Source organism: Geobacillus sp. Manikaran-105, assembly GCF_002809955.1.
Lineage (GTDB): Bacteria > Bacillota > Bacilli > Bacillales > Anoxybacillaceae > Geobacillus > Geobacillus thermophilus.
The window spans coordinates 1-21,468 of record NZ_PIJG01000041.1 but is presented as its reverse complement, the minus strand read 5'-3'; the positions used below and the strand labels follow the sequence as shown (position 1 = coordinate 21,468).

20 protein-coding genes, 4 pseudogenes and 1 riboswitch are annotated in these 21,468 nt (G+C 51.6%); of the genes and pseudogenes, 18 read left to right on the top strand and 6 right to left on the bottom strand.

Annotation, left to right across the window (positions count from 1 at the left end; all coding sequences use genetic code 11):
• Window positions 1-185: 185 nt before the first annotated feature.
• Together CV945_RS12345 and CV945_RS12340 are read right to left on the bottom strand one after the other, a co-directional pair.
• Window positions 186-1,333, bottom strand: a pseudogene (locus tag CV945_RS12345) (multicopper oxidase family protein); the annotation flags it as partial.
• 29 nt (window positions 1,334-1,362) lie between these two features.
• Window positions 1,363-2,253: a C39 family peptidase gene (locus CV945_RS12340; RefSeq protein ID WP_100659880.1), complete on the bottom strand. Its 891-nt coding sequence runs from the start codon at window positions 2,251-2,253 to the stop codon at window positions 1,363-1,365.
• A 286-nt stretch (window positions 2,254-2,539) separates the two neighbouring features.
• Here CV945_RS12340 and asnB point away from each other — a divergent pair, with 286 nt between their 5' ends.
• The 5 genes from asnB (at window position 2,540) to CV945_RS17565 (ending at window position 8,861) form a co-directional block, all read left to right on the top strand.
• Window positions 2,540-4,447, top strand: a complete 1,908-nt coding sequence (asnB, locus tag CV945_RS12335; protein ID WP_100659879.1) for an asparagine synthase (glutamine-hydrolyzing) — start codon at window positions 2,540-2,542, stop codon at window positions 4,445-4,447.
• A 118-nt stretch (window positions 4,448-4,565) separates the two neighbouring features.
• A riboswitch (cobalamin riboswitch) is annotated at window positions 4,566-4,761 on the top strand.
• A gap of 55 nt (window positions 4,762-4,816) precedes the next feature.
• On the top strand, window positions 4,817-7,174 hold the full coding sequence (locus tag CV945_RS12330) for a ribonucleoside-diphosphate reductase subunit alpha (protein ID WP_100659878.1): 2,358 nt from the start codon (window positions 4,817-4,819) through the stop codon (window positions 7,172-7,174).
• A gap of 110 nt (window positions 7,175-7,284) precedes the next feature.
• Window positions 7,285-8,325, top strand: a complete 1,041-nt coding sequence (locus CV945_RS12325) for a ribonucleotide-diphosphate reductase subunit beta (RefSeq protein WP_100659877.1) — start codon at window positions 7,285-7,287, stop codon at window positions 8,323-8,325.
• Between the two features lie 184 nt (window positions 8,326-8,509).
• Window positions 8,510-8,662 carry a hypothetical protein gene (locus CV945_RS17570; RefSeq protein WP_231926000.1) on the top strand — a complete coding sequence of 51 codons (153 nt, stop codon included), beginning with the start codon at window positions 8,510-8,512 and terminating at the stop codon, window positions 8,660-8,662.
• On the top strand, window positions 8,616-8,861 hold the full coding sequence (locus tag CV945_RS17565) for a gamma-glutamylcyclotransferase family protein (RefSeq protein WP_310794013.1): 246 nt from the start codon (window positions 8,616-8,618) through the stop codon (window positions 8,859-8,861). Before CV945_RS17570 ends, CV945_RS17565 begins: the two co-directional genes overlap by 47 nt.
• A gap of 169 nt (window positions 8,862-9,030) precedes the next feature.
• Here the strand turns inward: CV945_RS17565 and CV945_RS12315 are convergent, their stop codons facing one another.
• Together CV945_RS12315 and CV945_RS12310 are read right to left on the bottom strand one after the other, a co-directional pair.
• The gene (locus CV945_RS12315) at window positions 9,031-9,567 is read right to left on the bottom strand and encodes an HD domain-containing protein (RefSeq protein WP_100659876.1); all 537 of its coding nucleotides are present in this window, start codon (window positions 9,565-9,567) and stop codon (window positions 9,031-9,033) included.
• A gap of 129 nt (window positions 9,568-9,696) precedes the next feature.
• A complete protein-coding gene (locus CV945_RS12310; RefSeq protein ID WP_100659875.1) occupies window positions 9,697-10,050 on the bottom strand; it encodes a 2Fe-2S iron-sulfur cluster-binding protein in 354 nt (117 codons plus the stop codon).
• 136 nt (window positions 10,051-10,186) lie between these two features.
• On the opposite strand from CV945_RS12310, the gene CV945_RS12305 reads away from it, so the two are divergent.
• Window positions 10,187-10,651 (top strand): hypothetical protein, encoded by a 465-nt coding sequence (locus tag CV945_RS12305; protein ID WP_094239764.1) that lies wholly within the window; start codon window positions 10,187-10,189, stop codon window positions 10,649-10,651.
• 155 nt (window positions 10,652-10,806) lie between these two features.
• Here CV945_RS12305 and CV945_RS12300 read toward each other — a convergent pair whose 3' ends face one another.
• Entirely contained in the window at window positions 10,807-11,661 is an 855-nt protein-coding gene (locus CV945_RS12300) for a family 1 encapsulin nanocompartment shell protein (protein ID WP_100659874.1), read from the bottom strand.
• Between the two features lie 15 nt (window positions 11,662-11,676).
• Window positions 11,677-12,279, bottom strand: a complete 603-nt coding sequence (locus CV945_RS12295; RefSeq protein ID WP_232722141.1) for an IMEF encapsulin system ferritin-like cargo protein — start codon at window positions 12,277-12,279, stop codon at window positions 11,677-11,679.
• A gap of 227 nt (window positions 12,280-12,506) precedes the next feature.
• Between CV945_RS12295 and CV945_RS12290 the strand changes: the two are divergent.
• The 12 genes and pseudogenes from CV945_RS12290 to CV945_RS17560 all read left to right on the top strand — a co-directional run.
• Window positions 12,507-12,823 (top strand): annotated as a pseudogene (locus CV945_RS12290) (zinc ribbon domain-containing protein); the annotation flags it as partial.
• Window positions 12,777-13,043 (top strand): annotated as a pseudogene (locus CV945_RS12285) (MFS transporter); the annotation flags it as partial. The pseudogenes CV945_RS12290 and CV945_RS12285, both read left to right, overlap by 47 nt.
• Window positions 13,044-13,283: 240 nt before the next feature.
• Entirely contained in the window at window positions 13,284-14,198 is a 915-nt protein-coding gene (gene murB / locus CV945_RS12280) for a UDP-N-acetylmuramate dehydrogenase (protein ID WP_015374224.1), read from the top strand.
• 97 nt (window positions 14,199-14,295) lie between these two features.
• Window positions 14,296-14,832, top strand: a complete 537-nt coding sequence (locus tag CV945_RS12275; RefSeq protein ID WP_232722137.1) for a diacylglycerol/lipid kinase family protein — start codon at window positions 14,296-14,298, stop codon at window positions 14,830-14,832.
• A 45-nt stretch (window positions 14,833-14,877) separates the two neighbouring features.
• Window positions 14,878-15,582, top strand: a complete 705-nt coding sequence (locus tag CV945_RS12270; RefSeq protein ID WP_232722136.1) for a VC0807 family protein — start codon at window positions 14,878-14,880, stop codon at window positions 15,580-15,582.
• Between the two features lie 187 nt (window positions 15,583-15,769).
• Window positions 15,770-16,513, top strand: coding sequence for a threonine/serine exporter family protein (locus CV945_RS12265; protein ID WP_033005157.1), 744 nt, complete (start codon window positions 15,770-15,772; stop codon window positions 16,511-16,513).
• 15 nt (window positions 16,514-16,528) lie between these two features.
• On the top strand, window positions 16,529-16,954 hold the full coding sequence (locus CV945_RS12260) for a threonine/serine exporter family protein (protein WP_020754483.1): 426 nt from the start codon (window positions 16,529-16,531) through the stop codon (window positions 16,952-16,954).
• Window positions 16,955-17,070: 116 nt separating this feature from the next.
• Window positions 17,071-18,231: a M20 peptidase aminoacylase family protein gene (locus CV945_RS12255; RefSeq protein WP_100659873.1), complete on the top strand. Its 1,161-nt coding sequence runs from the start codon at window positions 17,071-17,073 to the stop codon at window positions 18,229-18,231.
• Window positions 18,206-19,045 (top strand): GNAT family N-acetyltransferase, encoded by an 840-nt coding sequence (locus CV945_RS12250; RefSeq protein WP_100659872.1) that lies wholly within the window; start codon window positions 18,206-18,208, stop codon window positions 19,043-19,045. The genes CV945_RS12255 and CV945_RS12250 overlap by 26 nt, the downstream gene beginning before the upstream one ends.
• Window positions 19,042-20,169, top strand: coding sequence for an o-succinylbenzoate synthase (gene menC / locus CV945_RS12245; protein WP_100659871.1), 1,128 nt, complete (start codon window positions 19,042-19,044; stop codon window positions 20,167-20,169). The genes CV945_RS12250 and menC overlap by 4 nt, the downstream gene beginning before the upstream one ends.
• 25 nt (window positions 20,170-20,194) lie before the next feature.
• The gene (locus tag CV945_RS12240) at window positions 20,195-20,689 is read left to right on the top strand and encodes a GNAT family N-acetyltransferase (protein WP_094239770.1); all 495 of its coding nucleotides are present in this window, start codon (window positions 20,195-20,197) and stop codon (window positions 20,687-20,689) included.
• A 182-nt stretch (window positions 20,690-20,871) separates the two neighbouring features.
• Window positions 20,872-21,438: pseudogene (locus tag CV945_RS17560) on the top strand (DUF6431 domain-containing protein).
• The last annotated feature ends 30 nt before the right edge of the window (window positions 21,439-21,468 follow it).

Sequence of the window (21,468 nt, the reverse complement as noted above, 5' to 3'; positions counted from 1 at the left end):
ACTTTTTTATCCAGAGCGTAACGGGACATTGTCATTGCCTAAACGAGTTCTCGGCTGGGGAAAGTTTTTTCTCTTCTTGAAGAATATCGGGAAAGCGGGATGTTATAATGAAAATAACAGGCGCGGAAAAAAAGAGGGGCTGACCCAAAACGCGTTTGTGTTTTGGGTCAGCCCCTTCAGCTTTTTTATTCACCTTTATTCGTTGTGTCATTCGGATCTGGGGTATAGTCCGATTTGTAGTCGGTATATTTGACTTCTGTCACCATTCCCGCTGAAGCATGGTGCAAGTCATGGCAATGGAACATCCAATTTCCCGGATTATCCGCTTTAAACGCGACGACATATTCTTCACCAGGGTTTACATTTAAGGAATCCTTTATCAATGGAGAGCCTGTGACCGGCTTGCCGTTTTTGCTTAACACTTGGAAGAAATGGCCGTGTAAATGCATCGGATGTACATCCATCGGCGAGTTGTTCACGATTTTTACTTTTACGAAATCTCCTGTCTTCACATGAATAGGCGCTGTGTCAGGATACGTTTTCCCATTAATCGTGAAAATCATGCCATTTTTGCCCATGGCCGTTCCTAAATCCATTGTATACTCTACATCATATTTTTGGTCTAACGTAAATGGACCTGTTTCATATTTTCCATATGTTGTCATATCCGCGACAGGGAGGTTTTCTTTTGCATTTGCTTTGTCCGTATTGTTTGCTTGTCCTTCGTATTGAATTTTCACTTTCATGCCATCGGTGCCTTTCATATTGCCGTGGCATTCCAGCAGCCATTCACCCGGGTTATTGGCGATAAACTCAATGTCGTAGCGCTCACCCGGAGCGATATTCAACAGTTCATCTTTGATTGGTTGCGGGTTCTTTAACGGTTGGCCGTCCGTTGCGACAATTTTAAACTCATGTCCATGCAAATGAAGCTTGTGGGACATGTACCCTGCATTGATCAGACGAAGCCGCACTTTTTCGCCTTTTTTCACTTTTAACGGTTGGACAGCAGCCCCGCTTTTTCCGTTAATCGTGAAAATATCGTACATATTCATATTATGTCCCATGCTGTTCATATCCATTTGTTGATTATCAGAGCTATTTCCATTATTCATATTACTATGATCCATGCCGCTCATATTCATGTCCATATGGCTTTCGGCGTCCGGGTCGCTCATCCATTCATCTAATACAAGCGTGTAATCTCGATCGACTTTTTCTTCATTTTTCGGTTCTACGATTAATGTTCCGTACAGTCCTTTGTCCACTTGCTCGGCGCTTTTTTGATGGGAATGATACCAATCGTTCCCGGCACGGTTGCGGTAAATTCAAAAAAGGCAAGCGATTCGGATTCACCGATGTCTAACGGTGGTAGGTAATCGCCTGCCGTCCCATTTGAACCCAAGCGTCGATAAAGTCTTGTTTCGGCGCTTTTTGGTTTTTGACAGCGGTCAATGGATCATTGAAATAAATATACTGCTCATCATATCCCGTAATGAGCACCGCGTGTTCCCGGTACGTGATTTTGATCGGGCCTTGCGGGGTTTGCCATTCCCGAAAGGCAGAGAGAGGAAGAGGACGAAAGGTGGTGTTGGTGATCACCCAAACCGGTGTGCCTTTGGCCAAGTATGTATAGATGTTCTCAAACGATTGCCCTGTTAAGTCGACGATTTGGTTCGGCAAGTACCGCTCAGCCAACTGCTTGATCGGCTTATGGTACACGCCGTATCCAGGCTTCGATAACGTATACATATCGCCGACAAACCCTTCATTTGGGTGTCCGTAAAACACTTGGCCATTCCGCACTTGATACGGAGTAGGGTTTTTCTTGATTTGTTTCGCCAACGTCATCTTATCGACGCGAATGCCCGCATGATTCAAGAGCATGGCCAAGCTGGTTACTTCGCATCCTCTTGGCAGTTCCGGAAGCTGAGACAAAAGGGGAGCGTCAATCAGGACGGATGTCCTTAGCGATTGTTTCTTTGAAGCGGCAGCTGATCGATTCGCCTCCTTTGCTTGATTGCTCGGGGACGGATTGGTTTCTCTGCTGTTTCTGTTCTGTATGAAGGCTTTGATGGCATCGCCTATCTGGGCCGAACTTGCATAATAGGATAATGAGGCGGCCAATAGCAAGAAACACGAAATATACAATCCGAGCGACCGTTGATTCATCCTCCCGTTCAGAGGTCTTCTCAAGAGAACAAAACAAAGGGAAACGATGAGAAAAGTCAAAAAAAGGATAAACGCTAACAAGCCATTCTCAACTCCTTTATAACACGTGTGTGTTTTTATCGTAACAGATCGATGTGCAAAAATGGTGAAATTCACACTTTCTCCATACTTTATCGTTAATATTATGAGGAACTGAAAATCTTGCAAGCAGTGTTCCTGAAAAAATGGAAACAGATTGTTTTTGAAACTTGACGTTGTGTACGATAGAATGAAAGTATCTTTGTATCCATCATTTTAGTTTTAAACAAAAAGGTTTTTCGTGTAGTTTTTGGATTCTTCTTAGCAAAGTGGGGGGACAATCATCGCCATGTGCGGTTTTATTGGCTGTATTCATGATCGCCCGAGAGCGATTGAGCAAACATGGAAAACAACGTTGATGGAGATGAACCGCCTGATTACCCATCGCGGCCCCGACGATGAGGGGTATTTTTTTGATGACTACGTGAGTTTTGGTTTTCGGCGTTTGAGCATCATCGATCTGGAGGCGGGGCATCAGCCGCTGTCTTATGAAAACGATCGATATTGGATCATTTTTAACGGGGAAATTTACAACTATCTTGAATTGCGGGAAGAGCTGGCGGCGAAAGGATATTCGTTTGCGACGCATTCGGATACCGAGGTGATTGTTGCCCTTTACAGCGCGGAAAAAGAAAAAGCGGTCGAAAAGCTGCGCGGGATGTTTGCGTTTGTCATTTGGGACAAGCAAGAGAAAACGGTGTTTGCGGCGCGCGATCCGTTCGGCATTAAGCCGTTTTTTTATGCGGAGCAAGGAGACCGCACGTTTTTCGCTTCGGAAAAGAAAAGCATCTTGCTCGCTCTGGGACAGGAGTCGCTAAACGGCGATTCCCTGCAGCATTATTTAACATTCCAATATGTCCCTGAGCCGCTGACGATGTCGGCCGGCATTTACAAGCTGGAGCCGGGGCATTATCTCAAGAAACAAGTCGGAAAACCGCTCACGATTCATCGTTATTGGAAGGTATCCTTCGACCCCATTCGCCAATCGGAAGAGGAGCTTGTCAAGCAAATCCGCGATGCGCTGTTTGATTCGGTCAGCGTCCATATGCGCAGCGATGTGCCGGTCGGTGCGTTTTTGTCGGGAGGCATTGATTCATCGTTCATCGTCGCCATCGCGAAACAATTCCATCCGCACCTGAAGACCTTTTCCGTCGGGTTTGAGCGGGAAGGGTTCAGTGAAATCGATGTCGCAAAAGAAACGGCGGAGAAGCTTGGGGTGGACAATATCAGCTATGTCATTTCGCCGCAGGAGTATATGGAAGAGCTGCCGAAAATTATGTGGCATATGGACGATCCGCTTGCCGATCCTGCGGCGGTGCCGCTTTATTTTGTCGCTCGTGAGGCGAGAAAGCATGTCACGGTTGTGCTTTCTGGCGAAGGGGCGGACGAGCTGTTCGGCGGTTACAACATTTACCGCGAACCAGAGTCGCTGCGGCTGTTTGTGCGTATGCCAAACATCGTAAAAGCGGTGTTGCGGATGATCGCGAAGCTGCTTCCGGACGGGATGAAAGGAAAAAGCTTTTTGGAGCGCGGCACGACGCCGCTTGAAGAGCGGTATGTCGGCAATGCGAAAATCTATAGCGAAAAGGAAAAAGCGGCGCTGCTCAAAACGTACCGAGGAGGGTGCGAATATACGGCGGTGACGGCTCCGTTTTACCGCGAAACGCTTCATGACCCGCCCGTCAACCGGATGCAGTATATTGATCTTCATACATGGCTAAGGGGCGATATTTTAGTCAAAGCGGACAAAATGACGATGGCCCATTCGCTTGAGCTGCGCGTTCCCTTTTTAGACAAAAAGGTATTTGAGGTTGCTAGGCAAATCGCCCCTGATATGAAGATAGCCAACGGTACGACGAAATATATTTTACGTAAAGCCGCCGAAGGCATCGTGCCGGATCATGTGTTAAACCGGAAAAAATTAGGGTTCCCCGTGCCGATTCGCCACTGGCTGAAAAACGAAATGTATGACTGGGCGAGACAGCTCATCAACGAAAGCGAAACTGATCATCTGTTCCATAAGGACGTGCTCTATCGGCTGCTGGATGAACATGCCCGCCACAAGGCGGATCATAGCCGCAAGCTGTGGACGGTCTTGGCGTTTATGGTTTGGCATCAAGTCTATGTGGAAAAGAAGTACGATTTTGCTCAATCCGTACAAAACGAGAAGCGGCCAGCGTCTGTTTTGGAGGCGTAGCAGAGAAAGGAAAATTCCATTCAACTGCTCTTGCAATTTTCCCGGTTTTGGTATATGCTTGTTCCATCAGGATGCTAAATACTATATATTGGTTTTGAAGTCTTGTTGTACAACTACATATCGTTCTGCCAAGCAATGGTGTCCATCAGGACTTAATAGGGAATCCGGTGTGAATCCGGAACTGCCCCCGCAACTGTATGTGCGGACGAAATGGGATGGCCACTGGTGGCAAGAGCCATTCGGCGCGCCGCTGGGAAGGCCCCAAAGTAGGACGATGCACGAGTCAGGAGACCTGCCTTGCTTGGAACGTTTCATGTTCTTCGGGGTGTGAGAAGATGAAACGATAGGGGAAAAGAAAAAGGGTTTCGTATGCCTTTTTTCCGTCTGTCGTTTCATCCGCTCGCCTGCCCGAGCGGATTTTTTATTGAAGGAGTGGGGAAACGAATGACCGCATTGACGAAAATGATCATCATCGATGACCAAGGGAAGCCGGTTTCTTTTTCACGTGAAGAGTTTGCGTCGCTGATTGGGCAAGCCGCCGCTGGATTCGGCCGTCTGTCGCTTGATGAATACGTCGAGCGTGTTTGGCAGCTTCTCAGTCGAAAGGAGTCCGTCACGGTAGAACAGCTGCACCAAACGGCTATTTTGGAAGGACTTTCTTACATTGATGAAGATGAGCCGGACTGGACATTTGTGTGCGCCCGGCTGTATTTGCAGCAACTGTACCGCGAGGCGGCACGGCAGCGCGGGTATGACGAGCGCGAGCGGTATGGCGATTTCTACTCGCTGCTTGTTGCGCTGACGGAACAAGGGGTGTACAGCCCGTTCTTGCTTGAGCGTTATACGAAAGAAGAAGTCGACGCCATCGGCGCGTTTCTTGATCCGGAGAAGGACAAGCTGTTTACGTACATTGGGCTGCGCACGCTCGCTGATCGGTATTTGGCCCGCGATTATGAGCGGCGGCTGTATGAATTGCCGCAGGAGCGGTTTTTGGTCATCGCCATGACGCTAATGGTGAATGAACCACCCAAGCGGCGCCTTGAGCTCGTGAAGGAAGCGTATTGGGCGTTAAGCAACTTATACATGACCGTGGCGACGCCGACGCTTGCCAATGCCGGAAAGTCATACGGCCAGCTGTCGAGCTGCTTTGTCGACACGGTCGATGACAGCTTGCAAGGGATTTATGACAGCAACACCGACATCGCCAATTTGTCGAAATCGGGCGGCGGCATCGGCGTCTATTTAGGCAAAATCCGTTCGCGCGGCAGCGACATCAAAGGATTCAAAGGGGTCTCCTCCGGCGTCATCCCGTGGATGAAGCAGTTGAACAATACAGCGGTGAGCGTCGATCAGTTAGGACAGCGAAAAGGGGCCATTTCCGTCTATTTGGATGTATGGCATAAAGACATTTTTGCGTTTCTCGATGCGCGGCTCAACAACGGTGACGAACGGCTGCGGACGCATGATTTGTTCACCGGCGTTTGCATCCCTGATTTGTTCATGGAGCAAGTCGAACAGCGCGGCGACTGGTATTTGTTTGATCCGCATGAAGTGCGGAAGGTGATGGGGTTTAGCTTGGAAGATTTTTATGATGAGGAAAAAGGGTGCGGCAGCTTTCGGGAGAAATACTGGCAATGTGTCAACGAACCAAGACTGTCGAAAGAAAAAGTGCCGGCGATCGACGTGATGAAAAGCATTATGCGCAGCCAGCTCGAGTCGGGGACGCCGTTTATGTTTTACCGCGATGAAGTGAACCGGCAAAACCCGAATCGCCATCTCGGGATGATCTACTGCAGCAACCTTTGCACGGAAATCGCGCAAAACCAAAGCCCGACAGTGACGAAGCGGCAATATGTGAAAGACGGGACGATCATCATTGAGAAAATCCCAGGCGATTTTGTCGTCTGCAACTTATCGTCGATCAACTTGGCGCGGGCGGTGACCGACGGCGTTTTGGCGCGGCTGATCCCGATTCAAATGCGGATGCTCGATAATGTCATTGATTTAAACAATATCCCTGTGCTGCAAGCCGGCCTGACGAATCAAAAATACCGCGCTGTCGGGCTTGGAACCTTTGGCTGGCATCATTTGTTGGCGTTAAAAGGCATTCGCTGGGAGTCGGACGAAGCGGTCCGCTATGCCGACGAGCTGTATGAAACGATCGCGTATTTGGCGATTCAAGCGAGCATGGAGCTCGCCAAAGAGAAAGGGAGCTACCCGGCGTTTCCGGGGTCGGATTGGCAGACGGGCGCTTATTTTGAGCGGCGCGGCTACCAAAGCCACGGTGAACTCGATTGGGATCGGCTGAAGCAAGATGTGGCCCGCTACGGGATGCGCAACGGCTATATCATGTCCATCGCCCCGAACGCATCGACGTCGATCATCGCTGGCAGCACGGCGAGCATTGATCCCATTTTCTTAAAAGTATACGCCGAGGAAAAGAAAGATTATAAGATTCCCGTTACGGTGCCGGATTTAAACGAACAGACGACATGGTATTACAAATCGGCGTACCATATCGACCAACGTTGGAGCATCAAGCAAAACGCCGCCCGCCAGCGCCATATCGACCAAGCCATCTCCTTTAACTTCTACGTCATGAACACGATTAAGGCAAAAGAGCTGCTCGATTTGCATTTGACGGCGTGGAAGTCGGGGTTGAAAACGACGTATTACGTGCGTTCGACATCGGGGACGATCGACGAGTGCGATTCTTGTGCGAGCTGACCGTGGGGCGCAACAAACGCCTTTGGTCGGGCTTTCCCTTCCTTGTGCGGGAGGGGCGTCCGCGGTTGGCCGCGCACACGATACTAGAAAACGAAAGGAAGGAATGGACGATGACGATCGGCTTAGTCAAACGACCGATTATGGATCCGGAGGCGCCGAACCGTTCGACGGGCATCATCAACGGCCGCTGCTCGAATGTGTTGAACTGGGACGATATTGCCTACCCATGGGCGTATGCGAAATATAAGCGAATGCTCGCCAACTTTTGGACGCCGTTTGAAATCAATATGGCGCAAGATGTGAAGCAGTTTCCGCAGCTGACCGCCCGCGAACAGGAGGCGTTTTTGAAAATCATCGGTCTTTTAGCGCTGCTTGACAGCATCCAAACCGACTACGCCGGACGTGTCGCTGATTACATTACGGACCCGAGCATCAATGCGCTCATGATCATGCTCGCCCAGCAGGAAGTCATTCACAACCATTCGTATTCGTACGTGCTCTCGAGCCTTGTGCCGAAAGCGAAGCAAGATGAAGTATTCGACTTTTGGCGGAACGAACCGACGCTGCGCAAGCGGAACGATTTTGTGACGAACGGCTACAAGGCGTTTGCCGAAGAGCCGAATGTGGAGAACTTGCTGCGGTCGATCGTCTTTGACGTTATTTTAGAAGGATTGTTTTTCTACTCGGGGTTCGCCTTTTTCTACAACCTCGCGCGCCAGCAAAAAATGGTGGCGACGAGCACGATGATCAATTACATCAACCGCGACGAGCACATTCATGTTGATTTGTTTACAAAAATTTTCAAGGAAGTGTTGAACGAATACCCAGAGTATCGGACGCCGGAGCTTGCCGATTTCGTCCGGAACACGTTTATGAAAGCGGCAGAGCTGGAAATCGAATGGGCTCGGGAAATCATTGGGAATGACATCGATGGCATCGACTTGGCTGATTTGGAAGCGTACATTAAGTTTTACGCCAACGTCCGCGCCCACCAGCTCGGATTTGACCGCCCGTTTGACGGCTACCGGACGAACCCGCTCCGCTGGATTAAAGCGTATGAAGAAGTTGACCTTGGCAAATCAGACTTCTTCGAGCAAAAACCACGCCAGTATACGAAAGTACAAGTCGATAATGGGTTTGATGAGCTGTAAGGAAACCCGCGTTGGGGCATCGTCCAACGCGGGTTTTTAACGGAAAACATGATTAACGGAGGGATTCTCGCTGCATTATACAATAAAGAGATGTTGCGGCTTGTTGTCGGACGGTAGGCTTGGGCGCCTTACCTTGGTATAATGAGAAAAAACTTGCTTTTGAATGCGAAAGGGGACGGGAGAAGTGGGGAAAAAACAGGAAATCGAACGGCTGCGCGAGCAATTGAATCAGTGGCTCATGGAAGAGGAGCACGACAATGACGAGGTATGGCTGAAGAGGGGGGGAAGCGATTTTTCAACGTTTCGCTCAGCTGGGTTCAAGCGCCATCGCCTATAACCAGCTTGGCGACCCGGAAACGGCGCTTGCCATACTTGACCAGCTTGAAGGGTATCACGGCCCGGGACAGCCTAACCATTATGAACGGATCACCGTGACCGCCATAGATGCTGATGGCGAGAAGTACACGTGTTACACGTACGTGTACCCATCAGAACGAAAAGAGTGGCTTGAGCAACACGCCAAACTTAAAGCGTGAGTGGACGATGAGGATATAAGAGGGCATTCGATGGTGTGTATCGTTCTGTGTCGCTGGCGCGCGAGCAGCCCACCTGATTCAAGGGTGAGCTGCTTCCGTTCAGAGCATACATTGTTCGTGGCGATGTTTCGCGTCTGTTCAAGGGGAATGGCGACATCAAGGCAAGCGGTCAAACAATATCCCCGAGTCGCTCTTTTCCGTGCTGACGGCTGACGAGTTCGTCGAGCTGGCGGATTTTTTTCCACGCTAAGTCGTCGCTGATCGTTCGATAATGGTGGCGGCCGCCGGGCTCCTCGTCGGCTTCGTCGGCCCATTTGACGATGGCTTGGAGCGGCGTTCGTTTCCATTCTCCTTCTGGAAGGTAGGAATCGGTATGAAGCAAAATCGCCAGGGCAATTTCCTTAGCGTTTTGCGGATGTTCGCCAAGGCGGATCAGCAGCTTATGGGCGCGCTCGGCCCCTTTGATGGCATGGATGTCGTTTTGCCGGTATTGTTCGTAGTCCCAACGGCCGTTTTTGTACCATGTGTAATGGCCGATATCATGAAGCAGTGCCGCTTTTGTCGCCAAGTCGACGTTCACTCCGTGGCGGAGGGCAAGGTGGTAGGCATGGTACGCCGCGGTGATGGCGTGGGCGAGGCCGGATCGTTTTAAATATTTTTGCGCAATCGGATAGGCAAAGACGTCGGTTAAGGTGACCGTTCTCATAGGCATCCCCTCCGTTTTTTGTATTTCTCACCATCATACCATGGCGTAAAGAGTCAGGCAATGAGAGAAAGTAGGTGGGAGCGGTTGCATGGGAAAAAATAAGCCGATCGTGCTAAAATAGCGCTCGGCTTATTGGATTTGTGTTTGGCAGGCAAGCCGTTTGGCTGGTTGATCCGTTTTTTCGCGCTCGCGCCGCGTTTTCGGAGCGAGAAGGTGAGCGCCGGCCAGAACGGTGACCATGCAACGGCCACACGTTCCTTTTTTGCATTTGTGATCGAGCAGAACACCTTGTCCTAGGGCGGCGTCAAGAAGCGAAACGCCGGGGGCTGGCTGCACGGTGAACGTTTTTCCTTGTTGTTCGATTTGCAAGACAGCTGTCGGTGCAGCAAGGGGAGCGTTGGGTTTTAGCTGTACACTAGGAACGGAGCGCGCCGATGATTGGGTCGCAGGCTTCAGCGATCCTACAGTAAATGTTTGTTCCATTTTTTTTCATATCTCCTTTAAATTACATCCATAATTTGAAAATGAATTTCATTTACACCTGAATAAATTGCTGTTATGATAATAGTAAAAGGAATTGGGAAAACGCCATCTTGATGCGAGATAAGGGGGAGACACCATGGGCATTCCGATGAACGGACTGCGCGATATGAAAGCGATTTTGGCCAACGAGCGAAAAATCGGCGGCGCCATCGAAGCTGCATTTCTCCGTCTCCGCTCCGGCGAAGAATACCGAAACGTCTGCATCGTTCATATCGATCAGCTGGGCGCTCAATATTACTCTGTCGGCTTTGTGACCGAGCAAGGAGAGCGGATGGTTGTCAACGTCCACGACATTAGCGTCATTTCCGCGCCCGAACATAAAAAAATCCGTGAGCTGAACAACGTCGCTTATAAACGGGAAGCCATTCACAACAAGCGGCGCTATTTAAAACGGCTGTTCGATATTTATCAAGGCAGCTATACCGTCCATTTTTGGCAGGAAGCGAAAATGATTATCGATGACATCGGTGTTGAGGCGCTCAGTCCGGAATTGTCGCTGCTCGTTTCGAACGTTCAAGACCAAGCAGCCCGCACGGCTTGATGGCCAACTAGCAAGACGCCCAGCGGTTTGTAAATCCGCTGGGCGTTTCGATTGTTGCAAGCAGCGGATGTGGCTATTGAATCGCCTTCGGACGCTTTGGCCCATGTCTAGCCAGCCTCCCGCTAATGTGTCCCCTCTTTCCCTAAAAAGAGAAATTACGAGGCTCCGGCTGGATCTTCAAGCGTACAGATGGCGCTCGGCCGTTTAATGCGCGGCACAACCGATTCATAGACACGGAACAAGTAGTTCATGTTTTCCGTATCTAAAAACGAGGTTTGCACGTCGACAGCGACAGCAAGATCGATGTTTTGTCGGCCGGCATCGATAACGACGCCGCGTTTGCCTTTAATGACTGGCGTTTGGTAAATGCCGGCGGTCATCAGCTCGCGGATGTGCTCAATTTCAAGCACGTGCGTTCCTTCATGGACGCGGTGGATCAACGCATACAACTCCGGTGACAGGACGAGTGCGTATGGACCGGTATGGCCGAGCTGAAGCAGCTTGTTGCGCGCTTCAACGACGTCGGCGAAGGCGTTGCCCGATTTCATCCAGTCGCTGCGAATGTGGGCGATTTTTCCTTTCACGTTCATAATGCCCGGTACATCAAATTCAGCCGAACCGTTGAAAATCAAATCGTCCTCGAGCAGCGCGCACTGCTGGGCGGCGTTGGCAGCGGTGGAAAAGTCGATCGGGCTGCCAAGCTGTTTTGCCTGCTCAATGTCGCGCCAGTACAAAATAAAGTCTTTATACAAAAGCGGGATCGTTAAATGCACGCGCCGCGTCGGCTCGGAAAGGCTCAGCTCTTTGCCGTGGAAGCTCATGTCCCCATGATCCGGGTTCATATAAATATCGTTGGCGACCGACTGGACGCCTTCGCCAAGCGGACCGTACAAATCGATAAACCTACGTCCGACGAGCTGGCGGCGCGCCGTTTCAATGACCAGTTCCTCAAGCTCGCTCCATTGGCTTGCTGTGAGCGGGGCTTCTGGATACAGCTTCGTTTTATCCATGTTTCCTCTCCTTTCTTATCCGTGTTTTAAGCTGCCGACTGTCAGTTGCCGTCTCGTTCCGATCGATGGGCGGACAGGTGCTGGGTCGGAAGGAGGGACAGCGTACTGAGCCAGTTTCAAATGGTCTTTTTGATGCTCTTTTTCGTCCGTCGGCACTGAAGCGTCGAAAGACAATGGCGCATCGAGCGCGCGGTTGAGCGTTTCGAGAGCGGCTTTCATCTGTTGGTAGTCCGCCGCGGTCATGTCGCGCAGTGCCGCAATCGCCGGTTCATGTTCCGTTCCTTTATAGTGGAAGAGGGACAAATCGAGATGCTCCAAAAAGTTGTGCAAGCCGAATTTTTCTAGGCTGATGTCTTGCAACAGGCGCAGAAAGTCGCCGTTTTCCCGCGATAAGAACGCTTCGTCCGCCAATGCCTCCTCCAACTTTGGAAGCAGGGCGGCCAAACGGTCAAATCGGTGCTCCTCTTCTTCGTAAATATGATGCCAATACAGCCGTTCATGATCATCAGCCGCCTGTTCAATTGTCGGCTCTAAAATCGCTTGAAACTGGCCGAGCGCCTCTTTCGACCGGCCGAGAATGGCGCTGACCTCTGCTAATGCGTCGTGTGCGTCGTGCAATGGACTCCCTCCCATGAAATGGTTGTTACCATTTTTTCCATATGTATATGATTGTAAACCTCTTTGCTCTCGTCCGCATTACAGATCAGCGAGCGAGAAAGCCCACTCCTTGAGGGGGGATGAAAGCGAGCCGTTTTCTTCATAATTGAATGATGATGAAAAAAAACGATATCATGTAATCGTTGCAAGGAGAAAGAAATGGTACTTGGCTGTTGCGGTCACATTTGAAGTGGAACCGCGACACGAAACGCTTCCGATGCCAAAGGTGTGGATACACTCTCCACGCCGACTTGAATGGCGCCATCAACATCGCCAAAGCGATTTCAGGCTTTGCCGTCGAACCTAGCGCACTGGTCACAGGTGCGCCGCCCATTGGGGTACATCCTAACCCGATGGGACGGGGTGATGACACACCCCGAAGCTTTTGCGTTGTCCGAACCAGAAATGGATGAGGACGCAAACGACCCAAGAATCCCACGCCTTTAGGCGTGCGGAGTGTCAACGCTGTGCTTGGTACAATGTTTTCAGAAATTTTTCCATCTAACGTCCGATATACGGGTATTTCGCTTGGCTACCAAATCGGCGCCGCACTAGCGGGAGGAACGGCACCGCTCATCGCTACGGCATTGCTGGCGGCGTATGGGAACTCTTATGTGCCGGTGGCCTTATATATTGTATTAGTCTCGCTTATTTCGCTGGCCGCTGTCTGGTCTGTGCGCGACCGCAAACATGAAGAACTTGATGAGCAAGACGGAATCGCGTAACGCGGTTCCGTTTTTTCAGCGGACAGACCACTCCACTTTTCTGCACGCGAAGGGTGCTCCGTTTCCTGTAGATTGCTTTTTCCGTCCGGCAAAAACGTCACCTTTCCGCCCAGTCCCGAATAAAACAGAATAAGGAACATTGCCCACTTGATATGCGGCGCGATTCCGGCGATAATGGAAACGATGTGGAATGAATGCCGCCAAGCGGCATGGAATGAGCGAAGAAGGTGAGACAGAACGATGAAACGTGCGGAACATATTTATCAAAGACTCGTAGAGATTTGTGGGGAAAGAAACGTCCTGCGCGATGAGCCGATGAAAAACCATACATTAGTGCGGATCGGCGGCAAGGCTGATTTTCTGGTCTGGCCGGAAACGTACGAGCAAGTCATCGAGGTGTTGCGGCTGAAAGAGGAGTACGGCCTGCCGTTTACCCTTCTCGGCAACGGTTCGAACGTCATCATCCGCGACGGCGGGCTGCGCGGCATTGTCATGCAGCTGAAGCATCTCAACCGCATTTGGCGTGAAGGAAACAACGTGATCGCCCAAAGCGGGGCGGATATTAAAGCGGTGTCGCGGTTCGCGCTCGAACAACATCTCACCGGGTTGGAGTTTGCCTGCGGCATTCCGGGGTCGGTCGGTGGGGCGATTATGATGAACGCCGGAGCGTACGGCGGGGAAGTGAAAGATGTGCTTGACCATGTCAAGGTGGCGACGCTCGCCGGCGAGTTGAAAACATTGACAAACGAGGAACTGGAGCTCGGTTATCGAACAAGCATCATCAGCCGGACGCATGATATTGTGCTTGAAGTCGTCTTTTCCCTGCAGCCGGGCGACTATGCACAAATCAAGGCGAAAATGGATGATTTAACATTTCAGCGCGAATCGAAACAGCCGCTTGAGTATCCGTCGGTCGGCAGCGTGTTTAAGCGGCCGCCGGGCTATTTTGCCGGCAAGCTCATCCAAGACAGCGGCCTTCAGGGAAAAGGATTCGGCGGTGCGGAAGTGTCGACGAAGCACGCCGGATTCATCATTAACAAAAACAATGCGACGGCTGCCGATTACATCGCGACGATCGACATGGTGCGCAAAACCGTAAAGGAGAAGTTCGGAGTTGATTTAGAGCTGGAAGTGAAAATTATCGGTGAGGAATGATGACTGATCCGAATCCGGTTTGCGGGTTCGGATTTTTCTTATTTCGCCGAGAGGAAAAATGAAACAAACCGCCAATAGGTAAGAAAAGGGATTATCCGTGCCCGACGGCGCGTTTGCCAACAGCGTCGGCTGCGGTTTTGACGCCCATATCGCCCGCATGGCCAACCGTTCGGCATGGAAAGGGCGGTTCAATCGTTTTGGGCTTGGCTCGCTTATTTACGTGCTTTATTTAGTGATAGAGCTATTCCGCTATCGACCCGTCGATCTTGACATTTGCATTGACGGGCGAAACTATTCATTTCAGCAAGCTTGGATGGCGACTGTGTCCAATCATCCGTACTACGGCGGAGGTATGCGCATCGCCCCGTCCGCCCGGGGTGATGACGGCTTGCTTCATGTGACGGTCGTCGGGCTGATGCAGCGTTGGAAAATTCTTGCGCTGTTTTCAACCGTATTTTGGGGTGGGCATGTGCGAATGAAAGAAGTTTCCGTGTTTGCCGGGCGGAACGTGCACATTCGCCCCGCCGCTCCCGTCCCCGTTCACGCTGATGGAGAGGAAGTGGGGGTGGGAGAGGTGTCGGCTTGGATTGAGGCTAAAAGGATGCGAGTCATTGGCGCGGAACTCGGTGAATGATGAGGGCGTATGTGAAAAGAGAAAGGGGGAGTGAGGAGACAAGTGGTGGGGAAGCGGATGGTCATGTTTGATGTCGTATTCTATGTGGTGTTTCCGATCGTGCTCTGGCATGCATTGCGCAGCCCGGTTGGGGAGTACGGGGCGATGTTGATTTGTACCGTGCCGGGAGCGGTTTATACCGTTTATCGCTATTGGCGTATTCGCAAAGTGCAATGGTTCGGCACGTTTTTGATTGTTAATCTGGCCGTTAGTACGCTGTTGAACATATTCGCTGGCTCTGCGTTGCAGATGTTATGGAATGACGTCTGGTACTCGATTGTTTTGTCTGTCTTTTTTTTGGTGACGGTCGTTGTCAAGCGCCCGTTGTTGCTTTATTTTTCTCTTGATTTTGTGGAAATGCAGGGGGCTCCGCGCTCGGTCATGAAAAGACGGTTTTTGGAACGTGATGTCTTTTCACTTTTTCAATGGATCACTGTTGGTTTTGCTTTGCGCGACGGGCTGTTGGCGGCGATTAAGGCGTACTTGATCGTTCGCTACGACGTCGAAGCGTTTGACCGTGCGATTGTCATTCGCGAAGGCATTGGTTGGGGGATCACGATTCTCTGTATGTTGGGGTTTGTCCGTATTTCGAAAATCATCTCGGAGCGGGAGACCGCTGTCTCGTCTTCCGCCGGTGCGCTATTTTTCGACTGTGAGAGCGAAAAATCAGGCGAAAGAAACAGAAAAATAGGAAAGAAAGGGAAATGGTGAGAGTTCCTTCACGGTTTGGCAGTCAACCGCTTGTTTGCTATAATGGAAACAAGTTTGACAAAGACGATATCCGAGGCGGCTCCTGCCAATTTGTTTGGTGGGAGTTTGTTTTTGCGATGAGCGCCCGGCAGAGGAAAACGGGATGGCCAATGCCATGCCGAGCGAAAACGAAAGGAGCAAACCGGTTATGACGGAGCGGGTGGATGATATTGTTGAGGTTTGTTTATTAGCGGGAAAATTGATGCTTGAAAGCGGCGGAGAGACGTATCGGGTGGAAGATACAATGACGCGCATCGCTGCTTCGTTTGGCATGCCGCGCTCCCATGGTTATGTCACACCAACGGCCATTATTTTTTCTGTTGAAGGGACAGACTCAACCAGATTGATCCGCATTTCCGAGCGTTCGACTGATTTAGCGAAAGTGGCGGTCGTGAACGATATTTCTCGGCGCATCAGCCGCGGTGAATTGACGCTTGAAAAGGCGCGAAAGGAGCTCGAGGATATCGGGCGCGCCCCGATGGGTTACCCTCTTTGGCAGCAAACCGCCGCCGCAGCGTTAGCGAGTGCTTGTTTTGCGTCATTGATTGGAGGGATGGTTCACTTTTTCCCATCGCTTTTTTCCGGAGGGGTGGCATTTTGGTGTTTTGAGATGGTGCATCGGTTTGTGAAAATCCGGTTTTTCGCGGAATTTTTTGCTTCTTTTGTCGCCGGGGGGCTCGTATTGTTAATGGTGCAGGCCGGATTTGGCGGGGACGTCGGGAACATGATCATCGGCTCGGTGTTGCCGCTCGTGCCGGGGCTGGCCATTACGAACGCGGTGCGTGACTTAATGGCCGGCCATCTCATCGCCGGATTGTCGCGCGGGGCCGAGGCGTTTTTGACGGCGTTTGCGATCGGCACTGGCATCGCCTTTGTTTTATCTATTCGATGATAGGGAGCACAGGTCATGATTGTTATGCAGTTGCTGCTTAGCTTTGTGGCGTCAACGTTGTTTGGCATGATTTTTAATGTTCCGCCGCGGCTGTTGCCGCATAGCGGATTTGTCGGGATGAGCGGATGGGCGGCCTATACGTTTGCTGTACGTTCGAGCGTAGACAGTGTGATTGCGACGTTTATAGCCGCGTTTTTCGTCGCCTTTTTAAGCAATGCGTTTGCTCGGCGCTATCGGGCGCCGGCAACCATTTTTATTGTTCCTGGCATTCTCCCGCTCGTTCCAGGTGGGACGGCATTTGAAGCGATGCGTCATGTCGTCATGAACGACTACAATGCAGCGATTCCGTTGGCGGCAAAAGCGTTCATGATTTCCGGGGCGATTGCGATGGGGCTCATTTTTTCTGAGGTCGTCAACCAGCTGGTAAAGCGCCGCCCGTAATGGCACGTGTCTGTTTTTTCCAATCATTTGCCTATCGTTGTATTTGTTTGTCTGAATATTATAATGAATATAACGATGTTTTTTCTATCGATTTTGAAACAGTGGGGGAGAGCGGAATGAAAGACATTATCGAGCAGATGAAAGCGGAGCTATGGGAGGTTTTCGATCACCTTCACCGCCATCCAGAAATCAGCTGGGAAGAGTGGCAAACGACTGAATTTCTCCGCCGAGAGTTGGAGCGCGAAGGATATCGGGTTCGGACGTTTGCCGATTGCCCGGGTGTGGTGGCGGAAATCGGCGCCGGGCCGTTTACGGTTGGGGTGCGCAGCGATATGGATGCGCTTTGGCAAGAAGTGAACGGCGTTTGGCAGCCGAACCATGCGTGCGGGCATGATGCCCACATGACGATCGTGCTCGGGGTGGCGAAGCTGCTTCGCCGCATCGGCTATGAGCCGCCGGGGACGCTCCGGTTTTTGTTCCAGCCGGCCGAGGAGAAAGGAACAGGGGCGTTAAAGCTGATCGAAAAAGGAGCGGTCGACGGCGTGTCGTTTTTATACGGCGTTCACCTGCGGCCGATTCAAGAAGTGAAAGGCGGATATGCGGCGCCGGCGATCATCCATGGGGCGGCGCAATGCATCGAAGGGCGGATCCGCGGTGTGGCGGCGCACGCGGCGCGGCCGCATTTAGGCGTCAATGTCATTGAAGTCGGCAGCGCCATTGTGCAAGAGCTCGGCAAAATTCATGTCGATCCCCAAGTGCCAGCGTCGATCAAAATGACGAAGTTTCACGCCGGTGAAAAAGATGCGAACACGATCCCGGACTACGCGGAATTCGCCCTTGATTTGCGGGCGCAAACGAACGAGGCGATGGAGCGGCTCGTCGAGGGGCTGCGCCATGTGATCAACGGGGTCGCTGCGATTTACGGAGCTGATATTGAGCTTGTTGAGCGGACGCGCATCGTCGCCGCTCATCCTGATCCAGATGCGGTGCGGCTGATGGAGGAGGCGATTATCGCGGCCTTGGGGACGGAAAAATGCGTTCCGCCGGTTGTGACATCGGGAGGAGAGGATTTCCATTTTTATTCCTTTCAAAAACCGGAGCTGAAGACAACGATGCTCGGGTTAGGCTGTGACTTGCGTCCGGGGCTCCATCACCCGAACATGACGTTCCGGCGCGATGATTTGCTTTCCGGTGTGGAAATTTTGGCGCGAACGGTCATCAATACGTTTGCGCTGCAGGGGGAGAACGAGCGTGTCTCTGTCACTGCAAATCCTTGAGACGATCGAACAGTTGAAAGAGATGGCCAAGCTTGAGGAGGAGATTTGGAAAACAGCGCCGGTTCCGCTCCATCAAACGTTGACGGCGGCAAAAAACGGCGGCATTGTGATCGGCGCGTATATGGACGGGAAACTCGTCGGCTTTGTGTATAGCTTCCCTGGGTTTCGAAACGGGGAAGTGTATCTTTGTTCCCATATGATGGGGATTGATGCTTCCTTTCGCGACCGAGGAATCGGCTGCCGTCTGAAAAGGAAGCAGGCGGAAGAAGCGCGGCGGCGCGGCTACCGAGTCATCCGCTGGACGTATGATCCGCTGCAAAGCCGCAACGGCTATTTGAACTTGGCGAAGCTTGGGGCTGTTGGCGTCGAGTATGTGGAAAACTGCTACGGCGAAATGAATGACGCGTTGAACGGTCAACTGCCGTCTGACCGCTTCATCGTCGAATGGCGGCTTGATGAGCGAGTGACTGGGGAGCGGAGCTTGGCTAAAGCTGATCTTCTCAAGGCCAGAAGCCTGACGGTGCTCGAGGCAGGGCAAAGGGCTGACGGTCTGTTGCAGCCGGTGCCGAGAGACATTGATGGAACAGCGGCGCCGTTGCTGTTGACAGCCATCCCGCTTGACTTTCCGCAGCTGAAAGAGCAGGATTTCGCGCTGGCGCTTGAGTGGCGGCTGGCGACGCGCGCCTTGTTTCAGCGGCTGCTTGCGGAAGGATGGATTGCCGCCGGCGCTTGGCGCTGCCTGGAGGAAGGAGTGCTTTATTACATATGGAAGCGGCGGAGTGAACGATGGCAGCAGAAAGGGGAAGAAGAATGACGATCAACATCGAGTACGTCATATTGCGCCATTTGCAAATGGAGTTGAAGGCGCCGTTTACGACGAGCTTCGGCACGTTTCAAAGGAAAGAGTTGATTTTAGTGGAAGTTGTCGATCGCGACGGCGTTTCCGGCTGGGGTGAATCGGTCGCATTTTCCGCCCCGTGGTACAGCGAGGAAACGGTGAAAACGAACTGGCATATGCTCGAGGATTTCCTTGTGCCGCTTGCGTTGGCTGAGCCGATCCACCACCCGGAGGAGCTGTCAAAGCGCTTTGCCGCCATCCGCCAAAACAACATGGCGAAAGCGGCGCTTGAGGGGGCGGTATGGGATTTGTACGCCAAGCGGCTCGGCGTTCCGCTTTCTCAAGCTCTCGGAGGAACGAAAAAGGACATTGAAGTCGGCGTCAGCATCGGCATCCAGCCGACGGTTGCCGATCTGCTTCAGGTGATGGAACGGTATGTGGTGCAAGGGTACCGGCGGATCAAGGTGAAAATCAAGCCGGGATGGGACGTTGATGTCATCCGCGACGTGCGGCGCGCGTTTCCTGACGTGCCGCTTATGGCCGATGCCAATTCAGCGTATACGCTTGCCGATGCGGATCGGCTGAAAGCGCTCGATGAATTCGGGCTGATGATGATCGAGCAGCCGCTCGCCGCTGACGATCTTGTCGATCACGCTCGGCTGCAGCCGCTTCTTCAGACGCCGATTTGCCTTGATGAAAGCATTCGTTCCTATGACGATGCGCGCAAGGCGCTTGACCTTGGCAGCTGCCGCATCATCAACATCAAAATCGGGCGCGTTGGCGGGCTTGGCGAGGCGAAGCGCATCCACGATCTTTGCGCTGAGCGCGGTGCGCCGGTCTGGTGCGGGGGGATGCTGGAGGCAGGCGTCGGGCGCGCCCACAACATCGCGATCACGACGTTGGAAAACTTCACCCTTCCCGGCGACACTGCCGCGTCGTCGCATTATTGGGAGCGGGATATCATCACGCCGGAAGTTGAGGTGCACGGCGGCTTGATCCGCGTGCCGGACGCCCCGGGCATCGGCTATGACGTCGACCGCCGCCAAGTGGAGCGGTATACGCAGTTTGCGAAGGTGTTTCACCGTACGGCGACGGCATAAAGGATGATAAAGGGAGAAAGAAAAAATGATGATCAGACCGATTGAAGTTCGCGATGCGGAACATTTCTTGGAGTTGTGCAAAAAAATTGATGAATCTGGTTTTATGTTATTTGAGCCTGGCGAACGGCAAACAACGGTTGAACAACAAAGCAAATCGATTGAAAGAATGTTGTCTGAGCCGAATAAAATGATCTTTGTTGCTGAAACGGAAAACAAGCTTGTCGGGTTCCTTGCTGTCATAGGAGGTGATGTAAAACGAAATCGACATTCTGCCAATGTTGTTTTGGGAGTTCTTGAAGACTATCAAGGACAGGGCATTGCCACTAAACTATTCAACAAAGCGTTTGAGTGGGCAAAGAAAGTTGGAATTTTGAGATTAGGACTTACGGTCATGAAAGGGAACGATAAGGCGTTTAACTTATATAGGAAGATGGGGTTCGTATTAGAAGGCGAGAGGGTTCAATCGTTAAGAGTGAATGGGGAATTTGTAAATGAATATTACCTATACAAACTGTTATAATGCTAATTGGGGCTGGCCCAAACGCAAGTGTAAATTATCATTTTATTTCAGCACAAAACGCCCTTTTTTTTTGCACATTCTTTCAGAAAGCCCTCTCCCCTTTTCTGAAGGAATGTGCTAATTTTTTTGTGAATTGTTTCGGACGAAGATTTCCATTCGTTTCAAGGAGAGGGGGAGGAAGTGTGATCCAGTTTCACGACTTTGGCATTGACATTCAAACGTATACGGATCGTGGGAAAGGGAACGATGATTTTCCCGACGTGAACCAATGCCCCCACTGTCCATCCCGCCGCCCCTTGCATCGTCACGGATACGACCAACGCTATGCGTTGACGGCAGAGGGGGAGTATCGCCTTTGGATCGCACGATATCGCTGTCAAGAGTGCCGTAAAACCGTGAGTGTGCTGCCTTCTTTTCTCCTCCCGTATGTTCAATATACACGGCCGGTCATCTGGCAAGCGGTCAAAACGTGGCTCGAAACGCCAAGGCGAGGAGCGAAGACCAAACAGGTTGTTTTTCCCACCAAGGAGGTCATCTTGTTTTATGTCCGACGATTTTTACGGAATCTTTCCCGCTTGCATCACGCGGCGGTGAGAAGGTGAGGGATCATCGGCCCTGTGGGGAACGCAAGAACAGAACGGGCGGTTTGGTGGATGCAGACCTTGGAGGGACGGGAGGTTGGCTCGATCATCCAAGACCTGTGGACAAACGAGAGGTGGCATCCGTTTGCGGATCAAATTGCTTCCTGATTTTCTACTTAACACCAAAAACGGAGATGG